Below are 19,967 nucleotides of genomic sequence, written 5' to 3'. Positions count from 1 at the left end.
CCCAACGCTATTGAAGCAGGAATTCAGGCAATTCGCGATCGCGTGCCGATTATTACTGATGTAGGAATGGTAAAACAGGGTGTAGTGAATTTGCTCAGAAAAACTTTTGATAATCCACTCATTAGCGCTGTAGAAGGAGTTGAAGTAGCTCTTCCAGGCAAAACTCGCGCGGAAACAGGATTAATCCAGTCTTATGAAAAGTTTCCTACAGCAATTTTTGCGATCGGTAATGCTCCCACAGCGCTTTTAGCTTTATGTCAAGAATTAGACAGCGCCAGTGCGCTGCCAGCTGTGGTAATTGGTGCGCCAGTAGGTTTTATCTCAGTAGTTGAATCTAAGGCTGCATTAGCTCGCTCCCCAGTCAATCAAATTCGTGTAGAAGGACGCAAAGGTGGTTCCTCCGTCGCCGCTGCGATCTTAAATGCTTTAATTATGTTGGCGTTAGAACAGGAATTGTAAGTCGTAAGTAACTGCTCCCTACTCCCTGCTCTCTGCTCCCTTTCTTCACCGACAACTGACAACTGATAACTGACAAATGACACCAATACACGTAATTGGCATTGGATTAGATGGAGCTGAGGGACTGGTTGATTCAGTACGTCAATTGGTTGTGGAGGCAAAATTACTTGTAGGGAGCGATCGCCACTTAAATTACTTCCCACACCACCCAGCACCGCGTTTCATTCTAGGAGATTTCATCGAAGCGATCGCTCAAATTCGCCGTTATTTAGCAGATGGTAAAGATGGTATTGTAATTTTAGTATCGGGCGATCCGTTATTTTTTGGTTTAGGGCGATTGCTACTTGCAGAACTCCCACCAGAAAAACTAACTTTTCATCCCCACCTCAGCTCAATACAGTTAGCATTTAATCAGCTCAAAGTTCCCTGGCAAGACGTTAAGGCGATTAGCGCTCACGGGCGATCGCTAGATGAATTAATTCAGGCGTTGCAGCAAGGGGTAGAGAAGATTGCCGTATTGACGGATAAAACAAATAACCCTCATGCAATCGCTCGTCTATTAGTATCGCTAGATTTACTCGATCGCTACAAACTTTGGGTATGCGAAAATTTGGGTGGCGAGGACGAAGTATGTCGAGAGATTAACTGTAATGTCTCTACAGAGAATCTGTCTTTTGCACCTTTAAATATTGTTATCTTACTCCGCCAATCCGAGCCAGAACTACAACTGAACTTAGCCAACTTACCGCAACTAGGGATACCAGATCGTTTATTTCTCAGTTTTAGCGATCGCCCAGGATTGATGACAAAACGAGAGGTACGCCTCTTGATTTTAGGCGAACTGGCGCTGCAGCCCGAACAAATTGTTTGGGATATTGGGGCGGGAACTGGTTCGGTTTCGATTGAAATTGCTCGTTTATTTCCTACTAGTAAAATTTACGCAATTGAAAAAACGGCAGCTGGTAGCGCGTTAATTGCTCAAAACTGCCAACGATTCGGCGTAAAAAACGTTACGTCAATCCACGGTACTGCTCCAGAGATTTTACAAAACCTTCCTAGATGCGATCGCGTTTTTGTCGGTGGTAGCAGTGGTAACTTAACCTCTATTCTAGAAACCTGTTCCTGCTTATCTTCTGGCGGAGTTTTAGTCATTGCTCTTGCTACGCTAGAACACCTCAGCACGGCTCTAGACTGGTTCAAGCATCAAAATAGCTGGGAATATCAATTATTGCAAGTCCAACTCTCCCGTTCCGTACCCATAGCGCAACTCACCCGCTTTGCCCCTCTGAATCCAGTTACAATTATCACTGCTAAACATCTTTAGCGATCTTCTTCGCGCCTTTGCGCCTAACGCTTCGCTAACGGCTTCGCCTTCGCTATCGCTAACGCCTACGGCTGATGCGTGACATAAAAAATTGACAATAGCACTCAGCAATAATCCGAAACCCCATAATTTCCAAGCTTTTACCTGCATTTCTCATCTCGGTTTTCAGATTGGGAAAAACTCAGCATCCAACACTTGCACCAAGCTGTAAGGACACACAGGTGGAAAAACCTCGTATGGTAACTCCGCCTCTTTAACTGCTAAGTTAATGCCACTAGAATAACCGATCGCCACTGCTTCATCTAAATAGCTTTTTAGGCTAAGGTTTTCATTCATTAACAATAGAATCTGCTGGCGCTGTTCTTTAATTGTGGCTAGCCAGCTATTACCTCGATGCTGGGGTTGATACTGCCATTTCAGTAGATGTCCGATTAACACTCCCAAACGATTTCTCAGTTCTTGTCTCTCTCGCCTGCTCAAGCTTTCTACTTCCTCAATCAGATTATCCCAGTCAACTGCATCAAAATTCTTTGCCTTCAGTGCTTTAGCAGTGGCTTGCGTCCAAGCATAAAAATCTTTTTCGTAGAGATGTTTCATGAGGCGATCGCGCTTTTATTTAAGCGTAAAAAACTCGGTACAACCAAATAATCGTGCCTGTTGCGAGTAAAAATAGTAACCCTACTACACCTGCCAAAGGCTTACCATATTTTCCCGTAACCCATGCTGCTGCATTACCCGTATAATCTACGACTTGTAAGGTATCCAAACATGCGATCGCCCATACCCAACCCGCATGAAGTCCCCAAGCTAAGCCCAAACTTCCATTGTCTACCCAACGGGCAAGTACCAACACCATACCCATTAACCACAGTCCAGGCAATTGTGGAAGTGTTTCTTTCTGCTCCCAAACTAGATGTAACAAAGCAAAAATTAGACTGGAAATTGCAGCTGCCCAGCCTAAATGAAAGTCGCGTTCTAATTGAGTGAAAACGAAGCCGCGAAAAATTAATTCTTCCGTGCCGCTAATCCACACTGCTAATAGTAAAGTTAACAGCACAACTGATGCAATTTGTCTAGATTTTTTTGGTTCGGATTGCTGCCATTTCACCCAACCAAGAGCTATTTGTCCGGCAAATAAACTAGTAATACCGATCGCGCCAATTACAAAACCCCCACCACTAGAAATTAACAGATGCCAATTCCAGGTGAAGCCCCAATCAGTAAAAGGTACTGCCAAAAACTGGCTGGCTTGCCACAAAATCAAGGGCGCGATCGCGTAAAGTGAGGCAAGCAGTGGTAATTTTTGTCCACTTGTAATTGGTTGAGACGGTCGCCATTTAATTGCGATCGCGCAACCAATTGCTAATGGTAGCCAGCAAGCAGTCCATACTAGAAAAAATTCTGTCACCTGTATCATCGATACAGGTGCAATTGTCTGGAATGACATTAAGATTTGGCAGTTATACGATCCGCGATTAGCACGCCTCAGATAAAATTTGTCATCGGTCACTTGCTATCGATTGCTGGTGGCTAACCAATGATAATTGACCAACGACCATTTTTATTCGTCGTCTTCATCGTCTAAGTTATCGTCTCTACTTTTATCGCTATCGAGTTGAATTAGGTGAATGTGTTTGTAACCTAATTTAATCTCAAATTCATCACCTGGCTTTAAGCCCATTGCTTCGGTGTAAGTAGCACCAATTACAATTTGACCGTTTTTGTGTACGCTGACGCGATAGGTTGGTTCCCGTCCGCGACCATCTTTTGGTCCTTCAGGACTTAGAGGAATGCCCCTTGCTGCGAGTAAGGCATCATAAAAATCGGTTAAATTGACGCGAGTTTGGCTGTTTTTTGTGACCGTATAATAGCCACAGGCTTTTGCTCTTTCTCGTCTAGGTAAGTTAGAAAGTTCTTTTACCTTTTGCAGCAATGCTTTTCCAGTTAATGGATGGGTTGCAGTTTCAGTACTCACGCTCCAAATATCCTTACGTTCTCCAAAGTGGGTAAAGTTTGCTTGACAGATATTGACTGGGCTGTTTGCTTTTTGTCTATCGTCAAGTTGCTCTTTGCTAGTCGCACATTGTTTGTGCGATTTTTTCAGTCATCAGTTACACTTTGTCAGTTGTAGGCTGTTGATTTGCCACTGACATGCGATCTTCGATCGCCGACTGCTCTGGCTAATTGCCAAGTAGCTAATCTCTTATTTTATAGAAGAAGTATGTCCAAATCTCTCCTGTTCTCCAAAAATTTTTTCCATAATTAGATACTACCCATTTTAAATTCAACTTTGCAAATTTAATCTTAATTTTTTAACCAACCTTACCAAATATACAATCTTCGATCGCTAGCATCGAAGTTTTTTAGTCAAGCAGACACTCCTCGGACTCTAACTGGGAAATGCAACAAACATCAATAATTTTTCCCATTTCTGTAGCGGACTGAACTAAAGGCTAGCCATAAGGGGACAATTTGGTTAGGCATAGCAGAATCTAACCCCCAAAAATGGTTGCAAACGCTTAGCTTTCACTGTAAAGAACCAAAAAAATTTCGATCGAGACAGGTAAAATCGGAGAAAAGAGGTCATCCCTTTTTACTGATTTATGGCGAGAAAAGAGATCTGCCTAGCGCCCAAATCATCAAAGAGGTCAGGGAATCGGATCTGTTGTCAGAGCAGATAAAATTGGTATCAATATAAAATCCCTGACCTTTATGAATACGAAATTGCTCTAGCTTCATTTCTTTAGCACCAGCGACTCATGCGCCCACAAAGAGGGGAAATATATTTTTTTAAAAAAGGGGTTGACAAACCTGAAACTTGACCCTGGTGCTAGATAAATTCCACCAGATTTAGGTCGATCGTTCTACACTAGAAGCAGTTCCAGCGCGATCGACTACAGAGCAGTAATTTAACTAACCAGACAGCAAAATCTCCTTTGAAAGGATGGATTAAATGTCAAGTAGCGTTAACAACGATTTATCAGCGCGATCGCTCCTATTTACAAAATTTAGTTGATGGCAATGCAAGTTCTATTTAAAATCGTCCGACAATCAGAAAATTCCGCGCCTCGCGTTCAGTCTTATCAGCTAGAGGTAGAACCAGGAAATACAATCTTAGACTGCTTAAATCGGCTTAAGTGGGAGCAAGATGGTAGCTTAGCATTTCGTAAAAATTGTCGCAATACTATTTGTGGTAGTTGTGGAATGCGAATTAACGGTCGCTCAGCTTTAGCCTGTAAAGAAAATATTGGTAGCGAAGTCAGCCGACTGCAATTAAGCACGGGTGAGAGCAGGAATAGAGATGTTAAGACACCAGAAATCATTATCTCTCCTTTGGGGAATATGCCAGTTATCAAAGATCTGGTAGTAGATATGAAGAGTTTTTGGAATCATCTAGAAGCAGTCGATCCCTATGTCAGCACGGGGGCAAGAAAAATCCCAGAACGGGAGTTTTTGCAATCACCAGCAGAGCGATCGCAATTAGATCGAACGGGTAACTGTATTATGTGTGGTGCTTGTTATTCTGAATGCAATGCTCGTGAAATCAATCCCGATTTTGTCGGTCCTCATGCTTTAGCCAAAGCATACCGAATGGTAGCAGATACTCGCGATGCTGAAACCGCAACTCGGTTAGAAAAGTATAACCAAGGAACCCAAGGCGTTTGGGGCTGCACTCGTTGTTATTACTGCAACACTGTTTGTCCGATGGATGTTGCACCGATGGATCGCATCAGTCAGATCAAGCAGGAAATCTTACCATTAAAAGATGCTGCCGATAGCCGTTCCATCCGCCACCGTAAAGTTTTAGTCGAGTTAGTCAAAGAAGGTGGCTGGATCGACGAGCGTAAGTTTGGACTGCACGTGGTCTCGAATTACCTGCGAGATCTCAGGGGCTTACTCAGTTTAGGACCTTTAGGATTGCGAATGCTCAGACGCGGCAAATTCCCCCTCAAATTCGACCCTTCTGAAGGCGTGGCAGAAGTGCGATCGCTGATTGAAGCTGTTAAGGGAGCAGAGAGCAGGGAGTAGGGAGCAGGGAGTGGTAATTGGTAATTAGGTATTTTCTCCCCCAACTTCCCCAGCTTCCCCAGCTCAAGAGCAGCTCTCTTTTCCCTGCTTCGGCTCTTTGACAACTGACATCCGTTCACTGCGGGTTCATCGGCACGTTAATCAAGTTGCCAGCGCGATCGCAAACTAAAATATCCCACTGACCGTTAGCGCTCGATTCAAAGGCAATCCTGTTGCCATCGTTGCTGATGGTAGGGTGGCGCACTTCTGCTGCTAAATTTGCCGTTAAATTCCTGAGCTGGCGAGTTTCGCGATCGTAGAGAAAAATACCAACTTGACCTCGCCTACTACTAGTAAACACAATGTAGCGACCATCTGCTGATAAATCGGGATCGGAGGCGATCGCATCAACAGAGTTTAATCCTGGTAAATTGACGAGGCTACTCGTTTTTAAATTGAATAAATAAACATCTTGTCGCCCGAAGCGATCGGATGTAAACACGACGTATTCACCTGCAACGCGCGCAGACAATTCTGCTGCGGGACTGTTGAGGCTGCGTCCGCCTGGATCGAAGGGATAGCTTAAAAGATGGGGAGAGCCGCTACAGCCACTCAGGAAACTAACTAGGAACAATATAAATAGAGAGAAACAGATAGACAAGGGAGACAAGGGGGACAAGGAAGACAAGGAGCAAGGGGAGTAGAGGGGCAGAGGGGCAGAGGAGAAATTACCGATCGCTGGTCACTGCTCCCTACTCCCTGCTCCCTGCTCCCTAACAACTGTCATCGTACCATCTGGAATATCCAACTCAACGCGATCGCCTCGATCCAGGATTTCAATATCCCATTGCCCGTTTTTACTGCTTTCAAAGGCAATGTAACGCCCGTCAGGACTGATGCTGGGGTTGCGCACCCATGCCTGATACCACTGGCTGACAATCTGTGTTTGTTGCGTAGCACGATCGTACAGCGTCAAAACAATTTTACCGCGATCGCCAGTTAAATAAGTTAAATAGCGCCCCGTATAACTCAAGCTCGGATGTTCTGCGATCGCTGCGGCGGGAATGCGCGGTAGAGAAACTAGGCAGCGGTCTTGTAGATCGTATAACAGTAAACGGTGCTTGCCATCGCGATTCGAGACATACGCTAACCAACGCCCATCACCGCTCAAGGCTGGTTGCTCGTCGCTATAGGGGCTATTCAGGAAGCCTGACAAACAAACTTGGCGATCGCTAGGACTACAGGCTGCGATCGCCAAACTCAAGATACTTATACCGAGCGCCCAACACAGCCACTTCAGCAACCGTCTCAGCGTAGATTTGTTCATCTATGCTGTCGCCATCCGCGCGAAACTATGGCTCGTCAAAATTAGTTGAATTATCGCGATCGTCGTCAAACCGCTCGATTGGTTTGTAATCGACATAATCGGAAGCTGGAACTTGGACATCATCCTGACCGTACACTGAATTTTGAGGCGGACGACGTTTTCTCGGTCTAGATGACACTTCTGTATCCGCTTGTTCCGCACGCCTAGAGCCATTACTACCGGAGCGAGGCGGCTTGCTAGTACGAGTCACTTTTTCTTCCCAGTCATCTTCTGTTGTTGCCTGAGAAGATTCATTCCAATCTTCCTCCCCTGTGTCTGGTGGTAGGGGACGAGATTCTGGACGAGAACGTCGCTTGCTGGTGCTAGTACGAGTCCGGTCAGCGGGTGCAATTCTCTCTGTCCCGCTACGGCTTGACGAGCGGCGGGGTGGTTCTTCCTCATCGCGGCGATAGCGTCGGGGGGGTTCTTCCTCGCGATCGTACTCGCGATCGTAATCGTCCGTGCGCGTGGAACGTCCATCTCTGCTCCCTCGAATCCGCCGTGGGATCGTGCGTTCTTCCTCTAAAGGATCGTATTCATCTAACTCTGCTTCGTATTGATATGCAGAGCTGACGGGTCTTTCTTCGTCTACAATTCGAGTATTGCGTCGAGCTTGTTCTGTTGCTACGCTTCGCAGCCTCACGCTTTCTACAGCAAAAAATATTGTTCCTCCTGTCAGCAGCAGTTGACCGAATTGCATAATTGGGTCATACCGCCAACCTTGAAAAATCAGGACGAAACCACAGACTAAACCGATCGCGGCAAAAAAAATGTCATGATCTCGCGCCAATCCAGGGCGAAAGTTGCGGAGGAAGTATAGCGCTGCCCCAGCTACAGCTAAGACAATGCCCGAAATACTCGCAAAGTTAAAGTTGAAGTTGACCATTTTCGTTCTCTCAAGTATGTCTAGCCTAGCGAGTCAACTAGAAGATCGTCAAAGTTTGCTGGGTAGATGAGGGATTAGGAGTTAGGAGTAAGGGATTAGGGGTTAAATACTCTTCCCTACTCCCTACTCCCTGTTCCCTCTTATGAACGTTGAATCTTATCTTGTTGGCTAATAAAAATCAAACCAACTGTGACTGGAATCACCACAATTGCCAAACCTGCCAGCAAACTGAAAAAGAAGTTCATTAAAGAAGGTGTCATAGATTTTTAACCACAATGGTCTAGTACTTCAACTTTAATTGTAATTTGTCGTTACACGCTTGAGAAGGCAAATTAGTTATTGGTCATTGGTCATCGGTCATTGGTTATTTGCGATCTACCCATTACCTATTACCCATTACCTACTACCCATTACAGTCGCTAAAACTATGAATCCTAATGTTGCCGCTCTTCGCATAGATTATCAACTTGAAGGTTTGCAGGAAACTGATGTCGATCCGAATCCTTTGCGCCAGTTTCAAATTTGGTTCGATCGCGCCCTATCAGCTCAAATTCCCGAACCAAATGCTATGACCTTAGCCACTGCTACGACTGATGCTATACCTTCGGCTCGAATTGTCTTGCTCAAGGGTTTTGACGAACGCGGTTTCGTTTTTTATACCAATTATCAAAGTCATAAAGGGCAAGAACTAACAACCAATCCCCATGCAGCGCTAGTTTTTTGGTGGGCGGAACTCGAACGCCAAGTGCGGATTGAAGGGCGGGTAGAACAAGTTTCAGCCCAAGAGTCAGATGAATATTATCGCAGCCGTCCGTTAAATAGCCGCTTGGGAGCCTGGGCTTCCGAGCAAAGTCAGGTGGTGGAAAGTCGCGCAGCTTTAGAACAGCGCTTGCAAGAATTGCAAACCAAGTATGAAAATCGAGAAATTCCCCGTCCGCCGCACTGGGGAGGTTTTCGCGTCATTCCTAACGCAATTGAATTTTGGCAAGGTAGACCGAGTAGATTGCACGATCGCCTCCGCTATCGCCTGCTAGAAAACGGTAGTTGGGCGATCGAGCGGTTGTCTCCCTAGAGTAGAGACCTTACGTGTAACGTCTCTATACTGCTCCCTGCTCCCTGCTCCCTGCTCCCTGCTCCCTACTCCCTCCTAAACTTGGCACAGTGCGATCGCGTAAATAAACCCCTAAAGCAATGAATAAAATGATGAAAATTGTGCCAATTCCAAGGGGACTGGGGAGCCAGAAAATAGTTTCTATATGATTGACTTGTCCTGGTTGCAGTCGCCATATCAACTGATTACCCTGTTTCTTGGCGGGAATGGCGTTTTCTGCCTTCTCGATGCTGCGTCCTCCCCAAGGGGCGTTGAGGCTGAATTCAAAATCTAAGATCGAACTGGGGTTAATAGCTAGATTAGTGTTTGTGGAAATTAGGGAGAGCGATCGCAAGTCTAAGTCGAAACTCAACCGATTTCTCACTAACAATAAAAAATTATTTTGCTTCAAACTCAATTGAGAATCAATTGGTGGCAAATCCGTTTCTGTTAAATTATTTGGATTTTCCTTGTCAATGTAATGAAAAAATGCATTGAATTTTTCTGTTAAGTCCGCCCCATTTTTAAACGGAATTGTGACCGTGACTTCTCGATCCGATCGCCGCTTCGCTTTTCCGTGAAGTTGCTTGGCGCGACGTTCGATGCTGTCTAACCATGTCTTTACCGAATCGCTACTCAAACTCATCAGCCGTTCGTCTAGCTGGATGTGTTGCACGATTTCGCCATAGTTTGGACTGTCAAAATTCACTCCGACTTGATACTGGACGCAACCAGAAAGTAATAAAGACGACAACAGCACAATTCCTAATAGGCGCAACTGTCCGATAGTTTTCCTAGCTGATGCCATCAAGATCGATAGTTTCACAGACCCCCCTCCGAATACTCTGGCGCGTTAGCAAAACTGAACGAAGTTATCGCTCTTATTTCTCTTATTTATTGATATCATCTATTGCCGATCGCGTGATGATATAGCATTTTCACGCGATTTGTGAGACACCTAACTACAGAGCGTTTCAATTGCAATCGGATTTCACAAATGACCAATGACCAATGATCAATGACCAATGACCAACCTAAAGCCCCCACCAAATTAAACCACCAAGGGTTAAGGCGATCGCGAATAGGGCAACAATGATAAAACGATTGTCTTTCGTGTTGATTTTACTCAGATCTTCAAATTCGCGCGTTGGTTCCGGCTGGGGCGATCGCTTGCGATTATCGCTCTTAATGCTCAGTTTTATTTGCGACTCATTATCTGATATTGCCCCCAGATCGGGGATTTGAGTCATCCATTCGGCGGGGCGTTGCAGTTGCGGTGCTTGCAGAATATATAGTAACCGCCGTCCTTGCTTATTAATTTCATAGTGGGGATGGCGTTTGAGCTGTTCGCATAAAGCGATCGCCTCTTGTCTTTGTCCGGCAGCTTCGTAAGCATTGACTAGCCATAGCTGCACTTCACCACCCTGGCGACTGTTACGGTTAGCTAAGGCGCTAGCCTTTTCTAAGTGTTGTACGGCTTGGCGGTATTGTCCCCGCTCAAAAGTTGCTAACCCTGCTTTGTACTCAGTCTTGACAATTTCTTGGGATTGGGAACTCACGTTTGATTGCATGAATCTCTCTTTCTCGATTGTGTCACTCATGGGCAGCTTAACGACATCTGACTTAAGTAACAATTTTACGCAACATGAATCGCCATAATTATTTAAAATTTTAGATAGTGGGCTGAAATATCGGGAACATACAGGCAACAACGCAGCATCAGAGTTTTTAGACTGCCGATCGCGCGTGGACATTAAGCCCTACCAAAAATTTTAGGTTCTGGATATGAAAAAGATAATCGAGGTTCCACATAAGTATATTTCACACAAATATATTCCAAATAAATATACAAGCTGGGTCAACTGGGGTAGAGTCGCTTGCTCAACTGCTGCGCTTTTATCTTTAGGAATACCATTAGTCAATTCGACACCCACATCTGCCCAATCTACGATTATTATCAATGGTGGTGGGAGCTATCCCAATGGCAACTATCATAGAAGGAACCAGCCACAGTCTGCTCCTTACATCTACGGTAGTCCTATTCCCTCACCCATTCCAGTCAATCCAGCAACGGGGATGACTCCTAGACCTTCCGATCGCTACTTCGATCGCTATCCCGATTCTGCTCCTAATAGAGACCAAAATATCACGATTATCAATGTCGATCGTTCGTATGACCGATATCCACACGATCGATATCCAAATGAAGTAGGGTATCCAAGAGTACGTACTATAGAAGTTATACCCGCTCCCCCAATTCCAAATGGACTCGATCCTTACAGGTAAGCTGTTGGCGATCGCACGGTGCGAAAACTTCAATTATTGAAACTTGTCAAGATTGCTGGTACGATTGCCCCCTTTTTAGTGCGAAAACTTCAAATATTGAAACTCGTGAAGATTGCTGATGCGATCGCCCCCTTTTTAAGGGGGTTGGGGGATCGCAAGACTACGATGCAAAAAGATCCCCCCTAGCCCCCCTTTTTAAGGGGGGAAGAAGAGAAAGTTACATGTGAATCTAGTAAGTATATTCGGAAGCAACGATCATCGAACCGATACCTACGTCAGTGAACACTTCTAGTAGAAGGGCGTGGGGGATGCGACCGTCGATAATGTGAGCTGCACGTACTCCTTGGGCGAGCGATCGCACGCAGCATTTAACTTTGGGAATCATCCCGCCACCGACAACACCAGCAGCGATTAAATCTCGCGCCTCTTGAATATCCAATCTAGGTAGTAACGTTGAAGGATCTTTATAGTCCTTGAGGATTCCGGCTGTATCTGTCAGTAAAATTAGTTTTTCTGCTCCCAGGGCTGCGGCGAGTTCCCCTGCTACAGTATCGGCATTGATGTTATATGCCTGTCCGTTTTCGTCTGCTGCTACGCTGGATACGACCGGGATATAACCTTCTTTGAGTAGGGAATTTAACAGCCGCACGTCCATACTCGTAACTTCTCCTACGAAGCCAATCCCCTCACGACCTTCAGGACGGGCTGTAATTAAGTTAGCATCTTTACCGCATAGCCCAATTGCAGAACCACCAGCACGGTTGATGAGAGAAACTAATTCCTTGTTCACCCTGCCAACTAACACCATTTCTACCACGTCCATTGTCGGCGCATCCGTTACCCGCAGTCCGTGCTTGAATTGCGGTTCAATGCCGAGTTTATCTAACCAACTATTAATTTCTGGACCCCCGCCGTGAACTACGACAAGGCGCACTCCCACAGAAGTTAAAAACACGATATCGCGAATAACTTTATCTTTCAGGGAACTTTCTTTCATCGCTGCGCCGCCATACTTGACGACGACGATTCGTCCGGCAAATTTTTGAATGTAGGGTAGTGCTTCACTGAGAATTCTTACCCGCGTGGCTTCAGTTTCTCTGATGTACTCGCTCTCGTTGCTCATGAATTGCTTCCAGAACGCAAATAAATACTCGATAAGAGTGCAGTTTAAAAGAGTTTGCGTTTTGCCACAATCTCAGAAATAACAGTTTGAACAGCCTGGTGTGTGGTAGTCGGTTATTATTTCATGAGTCGTGGAGTCACGCTGCACCACAAACGCGAGTAGAATCGATCTCGATCGCGCCGTATTGTACTGAGCGCACGGTTGCGGTTTTTATCTCGTCCTACCCGTACTGGAAACTGAGATGAAAGTTGGCGAGCATCGTTTCACCCTCACTTGCTGATAAATGATAACCGATCGCTGAAATTAGTAAAGATTAGTTGCAGGAAATGTGGTTTTCCAATCGTTAGTAGTATCTTACAAATAGAAGCTTTCTATAGCTTCTGTGGCAGATAAACAGCCAAAAGTCCGATAGATAAACTGAGTTAAGAGGTAAAAGAAGCTGTTTTACTATCTGTCTGGCCGACCGACAGCAACACCCAACTCGAACGCTGATATTTCCTCCTAGTTGAAAACAGAGGGCAATGTAACCGACGATCTAACTTTTCTCTGAACAGGAATTGCGATCGGTGCAACCCCAGATAGGATTACAAACATGAGGAAATCGCTAAGCAAGTAGATGCTTGGGTGTTGTTGTTTTGAAATCCAAAAATAATTGAGAAACCGAAACTGGGATAGTCGAAACGTTGAACTAGGTTAGGTTTTCCGTACTCCCAATATTGCAGATATCCGTACAAAATTCCAAACGACTTTCAACTGATATTTTCAGTTCGGTAATCATCATTTCAGCATTCATAAAAACCGAATTTCCTCGAACTTTCTACACCAGTAAGATAAGAAGCAAGAACACGGAAAACAAACTCAAAGCAATTAATTAAGGTGTAGTTATGGTATTAGTTCGCTGGAATCCTTGGCAAGAAATGAATACTCTGCAACGTCAAATCGATCGCTTATTTGAAGATTCATTTGCATCTAATTCTGTAGTGAATGGTAACATTGCTAAAATGCCAGCCGCAGAAATTTCTGAAACTGAAGATGCCGTCTACCTTAAATTAGAAGTACCTGGAATGGAAGCGAAAGATTTAGACGTGCAAGTTACGGAAGCTGCTGTTTACGTTAGTGGCGATCGCAAGTCTGAAACTAAGCAGGAAGAAAACGGCAAGACTCGCAGCGAGTTTTACTACGGTAAATTTCAGCGTGTCATTCCTTTGCCAGCACGGATTCAAAACACCAACGTTACCGCAGAATATAAAGATGGAATTTTGAATCTGACTCTCCCTAAGACTACGGCAGAAAAAAATAAAGTTGTCAAAGTTAATTTAGAGGGATAAGCAATAAGGGAGTAAGAAAATTTCTTCTTACTCCCCGATTCCGCTTTATCTTCACTACAAAAGCATCAGAACATTTTGCCTAGCTGCATGTCGTAGCTAGGCTTTCTTGTTTTGATTTTTAACTTTATGACTTCCTGATGTCTCTACAGATAGAGGTAGCTGCCTTGACAAAAATTAATAATTTTAGAACGGGAGTTATAGGAGTTTAGCGAAATGACGAGTGAAATTGCCGATCGCTTCATGCAGACGCTACAGCAAATCGAAGCTAGTGGCGATGTAGAACCATTAGTTGAAATGTTTGCCGAGGATGCAGAAGCGACTAACCTAGCAATGGTAGAACCACTCAGAGGAAAGGACGGCGCGCGGCGATTTTGGCAAAAGTATCTCTCAGTGTTCGATCGCATCCACTCTGATTTCACTCATGTCACCGCAGATAGCAACACTGCGGTTATGGAGTGGCGATCGCAAGGGACTTTATCCAATGGGGAAGACGTACGCTATAGAGGTGTCAGCATTATTGAAATTGACAATGGATTAGTACAAGCCTTCCGCACCTACTACGATTCCGCTGTATTTCTGCCTACAGGTGCAAAGCAAGCACAGAGATAATTGAGAGGCGATTAAGGCGATTAAAATGAAACAGCATCGATCTTGCAAATAATCTAAGCTCATGCCATCCGAGATTCAGCTGTTACCTAGCATTCATGCCAAATCCGTGCGCGAGAATGGCAAGCAATATTACTTAAGTACAAATGGCGATCGCCTTCCTAGTGTCTCTACCATCCTCAACGCCACAAAACCTCAAGCAGATCGAGATAGACTATTCAACTGGAAACAGCGTGTTGGTGTAGAAACCGCCAATCAAATCTCCTCCACCGCCAGCCGTCGCGGTACGCAAACGCATAAATACATTCAGCGTTACTTGCAGGGTGAAGATATATCTTGTTCTGAAGCCAGCCGTCCTTACTGGGAGAGTATCGCACCAGTCTTGCAAGAAATTGATGTCGTCAGATTAATTGAAGGCGCAGTTTTTCACTCAGATTTGAAATATGCTGGAATTGTAGACTGCGTTGCCAGTTATCGAGGTGTACCTTGTGTCTGTGAATGGAAAACAGCAGATCGACCAAAAAGAAACCTCGAACGGCTATTTGATTATCCTTTGCAATTAGCAGCTTATTTAGGTGCAGTCAATCACTATTATCGCGACTATGGAATTCAGTTGAATCGCGCCTTAATTGTGGTTGCAATTCCCCAAACGCCAGCAGAAGTCTTTTGGTTTGAACCAGAAGCGATCGCATCTTATTGGCAACAATGGCAACAGCGCGTTACTCTATATTGGCAGCTAATGAGAAAATGATTGTCATTTGTCATTAGTCATTGGTGACTCACAAACATTTGGTTTGCTAATTACGTCTTTAGATAGAAGCATTTCCAGCAATATCATAATTAAAACTGACGTGGGAGAACTGCTTGTCATAATTTTGACTTTTGACATCTAACTATTGACTTTTGACTTACTTATGAACTCAAGTACCAGTCAGCCCAATCGACGCAAAGAAATTTTCCGAGGCATTCTGGCTGTAGCAATTATTATTGTAGGAATGACTCATTTTCTCAAACCATTAGAATACGCTAAGATTGTTCCGCCTCAACTGCCCAATCCTGTCGAACTAGTATATATCAGCGGTTTTTTTGAAATTTTGGGTGGCATTGGTTTGTTAATTCCCTTTATTAGCGTTGCTGCGGCTTGGGGGCTGATTATTTTATTTATTGCTGTCTTTCCCGCCAACATTTATTTAGCAACTCACAGCGATATTGTCATTGAAGGCATTCCACATAGCCCGATTATGTATTGGGTGAGGCTGCCGTTACAAGCAGTTTTAATTGCTTGGGCATGGTGGTATACTCGTAAACCAGAAGCGCAACCAGGGGCGAAAAGTTTTGTCTCTGGTACAGAAAAGTTAGTTAGTCGCGATTAAATTGGTAATGGATAGTTGTTGGTTGTTAGTTGTAAACGCGCTCCGCTACACTGCGTGAAGATTGGTAGTCGGTCGTTGTTGCTGCCTCAGTCTCCTCAGCTCTCTGTTCCCTGTTGCCCGTTCCCCGACAACTGATAACTGATAACTGACAACCGTATGGGACGATCGATTGAAGCAAATCAAAATAATTTTGCCACTGAGGTTATCGAGCGATCGCAACAACAACTCGTTTTAGTCGATTTTTTTGCTCAATGGTGCGGTCCTTGTCAGGTTCTCAAACCAATTCTCGAAAAACTTGTAGAAGAATATAACTTTACCCTGGCTAAAGTCGATATCGACAAAAACCCGGAACTGGCGCAGGCGTATCGCGTGGAAGGAGTTCCCGATGTCAAAATTTTTAGCCAAGGACAAATGCAGCCAGGATTTGTCGGCGTGCTACCAGAAGCACAAATTCGGGAATTACTGGCTCAATACGGCTTAAAATCTACTTTAGATACCGAAATAGAAGCAATCCAACTCGCTCGCGCTGCTGGTAATATTGAAACAGCCAAGCAACGCTTCCGCGAACTGATCGAACTCTATCCTCAAAATCCCAAATTAGCGATCGCTGCCGCAGAATTTTTAATTGGAATTGGTAGTTTAGAATCGGCAGAGAAATTGCTGGCAGCAGTCCCTTCTGGTAGTCGAGAATACGATGCTAAAGTACGAACGCTGCGAGAGTTGATGCAGTGGCAGGATCGGGTAGCCCAAATGGTACCAGAAACAGATTTAGACCGACAATATCTGCAAGCAGCTCAATTGACTCTTAAGGGAGATTACGAACCAGCGCTATCTATTTTACTGGCAATGGTAGAGCGCGATCGCAAGTATCAGAATGATGCCGCTCGTAGAGCGATGATAACGATTTTTGGTTTACTAGAAGACGACCATCCCTTAACTAAGAGCTATCGCAAGCAATTAACTTTTGTCCTGTACTAACAATCAGTTATCAGTTACTTCTTTTCACACACCACACACCGCGCCCCACTCAGTTTAAACAAATCTCATCTTCTATGAAAAATCGCTATCAAACATTACTAAAAAATAAAAAAATGCCAATCGAGACTGAACATAACACTATCATAATTAGTAGGGATTAATATTGACGATAGTAAATTTAATGTCAGCTCAGGTAGATGCGACCGCTACACAACTTATTTTGCACATCACGCAGCGATCGCAGTGGGAACAAGCACGGAGAGAAGGAATCTATCGAGGTGACACGCTCGATACTGAAGGGTTTATTCACTGCTCTACGCCAGCACAAATTGTTAAAGTAGCCAATAAGTTTTTCTTCCAGCATCAAGAATTAATCGTTCTTTGTATCGATCCTCAGCGCGTGCTAGTTGAGATTAAATATGAAGAATCGGAACCCGAAGAGCAATATCCTCATATTTACGGTTCGCTCAACATAGATGCTGTAATTAAGGTAATCGAGTTTGCACGAGGCGCAAATGGCAAATTTGAATTTCCGCCACAACTTGTGGGATTTACTTGAGGAATGCCGTCTGTGCATCTTGTAATTAATTGGTGTAAGATGCCGATGCTATGAAGTTAGGGGAGTGGAGATGAGTTTAGGTGTACTAGATCGAGTCCGTGCAGCCGCGCAAGAAGTCGCTGCTAGGGCAAATTACGTCCGCATTGACGAGTCAAGTATTCCAGCCTATGTTGCTTCTTTGCCCATAGAACAGGCTAGTTCGCCCAAACTCGATCCCCGCTATCATTATCTTGGCGATCCGCGAGAAATAGTCGCTTATATTCTCACGCTCAATGCGATCAACTTTGGTTCTGGCTACTTTCCCCACCTACAAAAACGTCCTCGTCTCTCGGGATACTTTACCATTGCCACCTGTTTGAAAGAGCGGTTTGAAACTCGTGGTGCTTTTAGAGCGCGAGAACTTTGTCGCCTAACGCCGGAAGATTGTGCGAATATTTTCGAGCAAAATCTCATTAAACCACCAATTCGAGAGTTGATGGGGTTATTTGCCTCAGCCTGGAATGAATTAGGACGACATCTACTCGATCGCTATGAAGGAGATTTTGTAGGATTAGTCAATGCTGCTGACTCCTCAGCCGAGCGTTTAGTAGAATTGTTGGCAAAAATGCCTCATTTTCAAGACATACAAACGTATAACAACGTAGAAGTTCCATTTTACAAACGCGCCCAACTAACCACTGCCGATTTATCAATTGCACTAGGAAATCAAAGTTTTGGTTTTTTCAACGACTTACCACGATTGACAATTTTTGCTGACAATCTCATTCCTCACGTTTTGCGTGTCGATAATGTTTTACAATACGAGCAAAGTTTGGCTGCAAAAATCGATGCCGAAGAATTAATTGGTGCGGGAACTGAGGAAGAAATTGAGATCCGTGCCTGTACTATTCACGCTGCGGAGTTGATAGTCGCACAGTTGCGCCGCTTAGGGCATAAAGTTTCTGCCTTAAAATTAGACTATTTCCTTTGGAATCGCGGACAGCAACCTGAATACAAATCACGTCCGCGCCACCGAACCCGTACGATATTTTATTAATTATTGATAGCAATCTTAATTGCGATCGCTAGAGGGTGGGCTGTAATTTGCAAGTTGCTAGCGATCGCCCGCAAGACTGGCTATTTTTCTACTGTCCCTTGCCTCTCGCCTCTTACCAAAAACGAACAACCACTCGCAGAATTTAACCTAAAATTCATAAATCTACTGAATTAATCGCTGTTATTTAAAGACCTTGTAAACAATGTTCGTTACTGCTCGGAATCGGGAACAATTATAGTATATCTTAATGTATCTTGTTCTTAGTAGTGGTTTAACCTATAGTTCAAATTTATCTAAAAGAATAAAACTATGTCGCTAGACAGCTAGCAGAATAATTTTTCTGAACATGGCTAGTGATGTGAGGGACTGATTATGGGGTGTGTGTCTCTAACTAGATCGATCGAGAATTGCCGTCTCTGGAATTCGCCTGTAGGTTAATAGTTATAAGTTCTTGAGTATAAACTCGGAATTGGAGCGCAGCAGCAACATGACACCAATTCAAATAGCCGCGTTAGAGCAGTTTTTGGCAAACAATGGTTTTCTATATGACGATTATGATGAAGAAACTGGTGCGGTTATCTATAGTGTCAGCAGAGGTGACTGGACGATGCAAATAGCTTATGGTGATGAATGTTACTACTGTTTATATAATGATGTCACCGAGGATGCTGATTGTGCAGAAATTACTCAGCTAGCGGAATTAATGGTGAAGTATGACAGGCTAGCCAAAACTCATTGGCACGCCGCTTAGGGAGTGAAATAGGCGCGTCGCCATAAATCACTCGGTTTGATTGTCCTCAGAATATGTAGGTAGCTTGCGGATCATTGCCCGCAGCAAGTCAGTTTTTGTTCTCTGAGTTTGATGACAATATGTTTCGAGCGCTTGCATTTCTAGCTCCGAAACTTTGAAGGTGATCCACTGCTTTGAATCCTTAGCCACTTGTCCACAGTTGAAGTAACATTAAAACCCACAACGAGCTTCTGTATAGACTAGCACGATATCTTGTGCGTTTAACCAATAGTGGTATCGCAAGAGACTGATTCTGCGCCGCAATTGTGAAAAATTAGATGGTAATTGGTACTAATATCAATCAACCTGCCTCGAACGAGAGTCAGGGGCTAGGCTGGGCAATCTATGCTTTGGCAGCATACTTAGCATTTGTTGGTCAATTTTATTCGCAATCTAGATCTTATTAGGCTGGCTCCTCGCTCCTGGTGCGCCTGTAAGAATTTAAACGAAGTATTATTTAACACAGTGAAAAAAAGCTTTGGTAACGATTAGAATTCGCTCTAAAGCTGTATGTAAATTTCTGTGGCTAGATAGATTAACTTGTCTATCAGCGAACAAACAATAGTGTTAGGTTTATGGTTTAGTAGTTTTAGCAAAGAGTATTAACAAGTTGAACGTACAAAATCTGGTCAGGTCATGGGGTGCGCTATGCCAGAAGATATAGACTTAACAAAAATTAAGGCAATTGGAGAAGTCATTCAGAAGAATTTAGCGATCGTACAGCAAGTGTTGGGAATTGAGGAAATAAATGATAG

Annotated in this window: 24 protein-coding genes; 13 read left to right on the top strand and 11 right to left on the bottom strand. The window is 44.2% G+C overall.

What is annotated here, in order from left to right; genetic code table 11:
- Window positions 1-459, top strand: a 459-nt coding sequence (locus tag ACRC32_RS09975) for a precorrin-8X methylmutase (RefSeq protein ID WP_438553811.1), incomplete at its 5' end; no start/stop codon positions are given.
- Window positions 460-535: 76 nt separating this feature from the next.
- Entirely contained in the window at window positions 536-1,783 is a 1,248-nt protein-coding gene (gene cbiE, locus ACRC32_RS09970) for a precorrin-6y C5,15-methyltransferase (decarboxylating) subunit CbiE (protein ID WP_438553810.1), read from the top strand.
- Between the two features lie 165 nt (window positions 1,784-1,948).
- Here cbiE and ACRC32_RS09965 read toward each other — a convergent pair whose 3' ends face one another.
- The 3 genes from ACRC32_RS09965 to ACRC32_RS09955 form a co-directional block, all read right to left on the bottom strand.
- Window positions 1,949-2,380 carry a DUF29 domain-containing protein gene (locus ACRC32_RS09965; RefSeq protein WP_438553809.1) on the bottom strand — a complete coding sequence of 144 codons (432 nt, stop codon included), beginning with the start codon at window positions 2,378-2,380 and terminating at the stop codon, window positions 1,949-1,951.
- Window positions 2,381-2,399: 19 nt separating this feature from the next.
- Window positions 2,400-3,200 (bottom strand): lysostaphin resistance A-like protein, encoded by an 801-nt coding sequence (locus ACRC32_RS09960; RefSeq protein WP_438553815.1) that lies wholly within the window; start codon window positions 3,198-3,200, stop codon window positions 2,400-2,402.
- A 144-nt stretch (window positions 3,201-3,344) separates the two neighbouring features.
- Window positions 3,345-3,758: an AbrB family transcriptional regulator gene (locus tag ACRC32_RS09955; protein ID WP_015156891.1), complete on the bottom strand. Its 414-nt coding sequence runs from the start codon at window positions 3,756-3,758 to the stop codon at window positions 3,345-3,347.
- A 1,046-nt stretch (window positions 3,759-4,804) separates the two neighbouring features.
- On the opposite strand from ACRC32_RS09955, the gene ACRC32_RS09950 reads away from it, so the two are divergent.
- On the top strand, window positions 4,805-5,812 hold the full coding sequence (locus tag ACRC32_RS09950; protein ID WP_438553814.1) for a succinate dehydrogenase/fumarate reductase iron-sulfur subunit: 1,008 nt from the start codon (window positions 4,805-4,807) through the stop codon (window positions 5,810-5,812).
- A gap of 115 nt (window positions 5,813-5,927) precedes the next feature.
- On the opposite strand, the gene ACRC32_RS09945 is transcribed toward ACRC32_RS09950, so the two are convergent.
- The 4 genes from ACRC32_RS09945 to psbX form a co-directional block, all read right to left on the bottom strand.
- Window positions 5,928-6,428 carry a TolB family protein gene (locus ACRC32_RS09945; protein ID WP_438553813.1) on the bottom strand — a complete coding sequence of 167 codons (501 nt, stop codon included), beginning with the start codon at window positions 6,426-6,428 and terminating at the stop codon, window positions 5,928-5,930.
- Between the two features lie 105 nt (window positions 6,429-6,533).
- Window positions 6,534-7,118: a TolB family protein gene (locus ACRC32_RS09940; protein WP_438553808.1), complete on the bottom strand. Its 585-nt coding sequence runs from the start codon at window positions 7,116-7,118 to the stop codon at window positions 6,534-6,536.
- A gap of 25 nt (window positions 7,119-7,143) precedes the next feature.
- On the bottom strand, window positions 7,144-8,043 hold the full coding sequence (locus tag ACRC32_RS09935) for a Ycf66 family protein (RefSeq protein ID WP_438553807.1): 900 nt from the start codon (window positions 8,041-8,043) through the stop codon (window positions 7,144-7,146).
- 140 nt (window positions 8,044-8,183) lie between these two features.
- Entirely contained in the window at window positions 8,184-8,303 is a 120-nt protein-coding gene (gene psbX, locus ACRC32_RS09930; protein WP_015156886.1) for a photosystem II reaction center X protein, read from the bottom strand.
- A 167-nt stretch (window positions 8,304-8,470) separates the two neighbouring features.
- Between psbX and pdxH the strand changes: the two genes are divergently transcribed.
- Entirely contained in the window at window positions 8,471-9,115 is a 645-nt protein-coding gene (gene pdxH, locus ACRC32_RS09925) for a pyridoxamine 5'-phosphate oxidase (protein WP_438553806.1), read from the top strand.
- A gap of 25 nt (window positions 9,116-9,140) precedes the next feature.
- Here pdxH and ACRC32_RS09920 read toward each other — a convergent pair whose 3' ends face one another.
- Window positions 9,141-9,959, bottom strand: a complete 819-nt coding sequence (locus ACRC32_RS09920; protein WP_438553805.1) for a DUF3153 domain-containing protein — start codon at window positions 9,957-9,959, stop codon at window positions 9,141-9,143.
- A gap of 208 nt (window positions 9,960-10,167) precedes the next feature.
- Window positions 10,168-10,704 (bottom strand): tetratricopeptide repeat protein, encoded by a 537-nt coding sequence (locus ACRC32_RS09915; RefSeq protein WP_438553804.1) that lies wholly within the window; start codon window positions 10,702-10,704, stop codon window positions 10,168-10,170.
- Between the two features lie 214 nt (window positions 10,705-10,918).
- Here ACRC32_RS09915 and ACRC32_RS09910 point away from each other — a divergent pair, with 214 nt between their 5' ends.
- Window positions 10,919-11,419, top strand: coding sequence for a hypothetical protein (locus ACRC32_RS09910; protein ID WP_438553803.1), 501 nt, complete (start codon window positions 10,919-10,921; stop codon window positions 11,417-11,419).
- A gap of 229 nt (window positions 11,420-11,648) precedes the next feature.
- Here ACRC32_RS09910 and argB read toward each other — a convergent pair whose 3' ends face one another.
- A complete protein-coding gene (gene argB / locus ACRC32_RS09905) occupies window positions 11,649-12,542 on the bottom strand; it encodes an acetylglutamate kinase (protein ID WP_039713109.1) in 894 nt (297 codons plus the stop codon).
- Between the two features lie 884 nt (window positions 12,543-13,426).
- Here argB and ACRC32_RS09900 point away from each other — a divergent pair.
- From ACRC32_RS09900 to ACRC32_RS09865, 8 genes are all read left to right on the top strand, one after another.
- Window positions 13,427-13,870 carry an Hsp20/alpha crystallin family protein gene (locus tag ACRC32_RS09900; RefSeq protein ID WP_438553802.1) on the top strand — a complete coding sequence of 148 codons (444 nt, stop codon included), beginning with the start codon at window positions 13,427-13,429 and terminating at the stop codon, window positions 13,868-13,870.
- 213 nt (window positions 13,871-14,083) lie between these two features.
- On the top strand, window positions 14,084-14,479 hold the full coding sequence (locus ACRC32_RS09895; protein ID WP_438553801.1) for a nuclear transport factor 2 family protein: 396 nt from the start codon (window positions 14,084-14,086) through the stop codon (window positions 14,477-14,479).
- A 61-nt stretch (window positions 14,480-14,540) separates the two neighbouring features.
- Window positions 14,541-15,227 (top strand): exonuclease, encoded by a 687-nt coding sequence (locus ACRC32_RS09890; RefSeq protein ID WP_438553800.1) that lies wholly within the window; start codon window positions 14,541-14,543, stop codon window positions 15,225-15,227.
- A gap of 163 nt (window positions 15,228-15,390) precedes the next feature.
- Window positions 15,391-15,849, top strand: a complete 459-nt coding sequence (locus tag ACRC32_RS09885) for a DoxX family protein (RefSeq protein WP_015156876.1) — start codon at window positions 15,391-15,393, stop codon at window positions 15,847-15,849.
- Between the two features lie 156 nt (window positions 15,850-16,005).
- Window positions 16,006-16,827, top strand: coding sequence for a tetratricopeptide repeat protein (locus ACRC32_RS09880; RefSeq protein WP_438553799.1), 822 nt, complete (start codon window positions 16,006-16,008; stop codon window positions 16,825-16,827).
- 181 nt (window positions 16,828-17,008) lie between these two features.
- On the top strand, window positions 17,009-17,386 hold the full coding sequence (locus tag ACRC32_RS09875) for a DUF952 domain-containing protein (protein WP_438553812.1): 378 nt from the start codon (window positions 17,009-17,011) through the stop codon (window positions 17,384-17,386).
- Window positions 17,387-17,456: 70 nt separating this feature from the next.
- Entirely contained in the window at window positions 17,457-18,422 is a 966-nt protein-coding gene (locus ACRC32_RS09870; protein ID WP_438553798.1) for a queuosine 5'-phosphate N-glycosylase/hydrolase, read from the top strand.
- Window positions 18,423-18,909: 487 nt separating this feature from the next.
- A complete protein-coding gene (locus ACRC32_RS09865; RefSeq protein WP_015156872.1) occupies window positions 18,910-19,173 on the top strand; it encodes a hypothetical protein in 264 nt (87 codons plus the stop codon).
- 27 nt (window positions 19,174-19,200) lie between these two features.
- Here the strand turns inward: ACRC32_RS09865 and ACRC32_RS09860 are convergent, their stop codons facing one another.
- Entirely contained in the window at window positions 19,201-19,362 is a 162-nt protein-coding gene (locus ACRC32_RS09860; protein WP_438553797.1) for a molybdenum-pterin-binding domain-containing protein, read from the bottom strand.
- Window positions 19,363-19,967: the final 605 nt, after the last annotated feature.

The sequence above is a fragment of the Chroococcidiopsis sp. genome (assembly GCF_051657925.1).
Lineage (GTDB): Bacteria > Cyanobacteriota > Cyanobacteriia > Cyanobacteriales > Chroococcidiopsidaceae > Chroococcidiopsis.
This window is presented reverse-complemented; position numbering and strand designations above follow the sequence as displayed.

Bases quoted from the DNA above. Each gene is read 5' to 3' on its own strand.
- ACRC32_RS09900 (WP_438553802.1), top strand. From the start codon at position 13,427: ATGGTATTAGTTCGCTGGAATCCTTGGCAAGAAATGAATACTCTGCAA.
- ACRC32_RS09880 (WP_438553799.1), top strand. From the start codon at position 16,006: ATGGGACGATCGATTGAAGCAAATCAAAATAATTTTGCCACTGAGGTT.
- ACRC32_RS09940 (WP_438553808.1), bottom strand. From the start codon at position 7,118: ATGAACAAATCTACGCTGAGACGGTTGCTGAAGTGGCTGTGTTGGGCG.
- ACRC32_RS09895 (WP_438553801.1), top strand. From the start codon at position 14,084: ATGACGAGTGAAATTGCCGATCGCTTCATGCAGACGCTACAGCAAATC.
- ACRC32_RS09910 (WP_438553803.1), top strand. From the start codon at position 10,919: ATGAAAAAGATAATCGAGGTTCCACATAAGTATATTTCACACAAATAT.
- ACRC32_RS09890 (WP_438553800.1), top strand. From the start codon at position 14,541: ATGCCATCCGAGATTCAGCTGTTACCTAGCATTCATGCCAAATCCGTG.
- ACRC32_RS09865 (WP_015156872.1), top strand. From the start codon at position 18,910: ATGACACCAATTCAAATAGCCGCGTTAGAGCAGTTTTTGGCAAACAAT.
- ACRC32_RS09965 (WP_438553809.1), bottom strand. From the start codon at position 2,380: ATGAAACATCTCTACGAAAAAGATTTTTATGCTTGGACGCAAGCCACT.
- ACRC32_RS09870 (WP_438553798.1), top strand. From the start codon at position 17,457: ATGAGTTTAGGTGTACTAGATCGAGTCCGTGCAGCCGCGCAAGAAGTC.
- ACRC32_RS09935 (WP_438553807.1), bottom strand. From the start codon at position 8,043: ATGGTCAACTTCAACTTTAACTTTGCGAGTATTTCGGGCATTGTCTTA.
- pdxH (WP_438553806.1), top strand. From the start codon at position 8,471: ATGAATCCTAATGTTGCCGCTCTTCGCATAGATTATCAACTTGAAGGT.
- cbiE (WP_438553810.1), top strand. From the start codon at position 536: ATGACACCAATACACGTAATTGGCATTGGATTAGATGGAGCTGAGGGA.
- ACRC32_RS09950 (WP_438553814.1), top strand. From the start codon at position 4,805: ATGCAAGTTCTATTTAAAATCGTCCGACAATCAGAAAATTCCGCGCCT.
- ACRC32_RS09875 (WP_438553812.1), top strand. From the start codon at position 17,009: ATGTCAGCTCAGGTAGATGCGACCGCTACACAACTTATTTTGCACATC.
- argB (WP_039713109.1), bottom strand. From the start codon at position 12,542: ATGAGCAACGAGAGCGAGTACATCAGAGAAACTGAAGCCACGCGGGTA.
- ACRC32_RS09885 (WP_015156876.1), top strand. From the start codon at position 15,391: ATGAACTCAAGTACCAGTCAGCCCAATCGACGCAAAGAAATTTTCCGA.
- ACRC32_RS09960 (WP_438553815.1), bottom strand. From the start codon at position 3,200: ATGATACAGGTGACAGAATTTTTTCTAGTATGGACTGCTTGCTGGCTA.
- psbX (WP_015156886.1), bottom strand. From the start codon at position 8,303: ATGACACCTTCTTTAATGAACTTCTTTTTCAGTTTGCTGGCAGGTTTG.
- ACRC32_RS09915 (WP_438553804.1), bottom strand. From the start codon at position 10,704: ATGCAATCAAACGTGAGTTCCCAATCCCAAGAAATTGTCAAGACTGAG.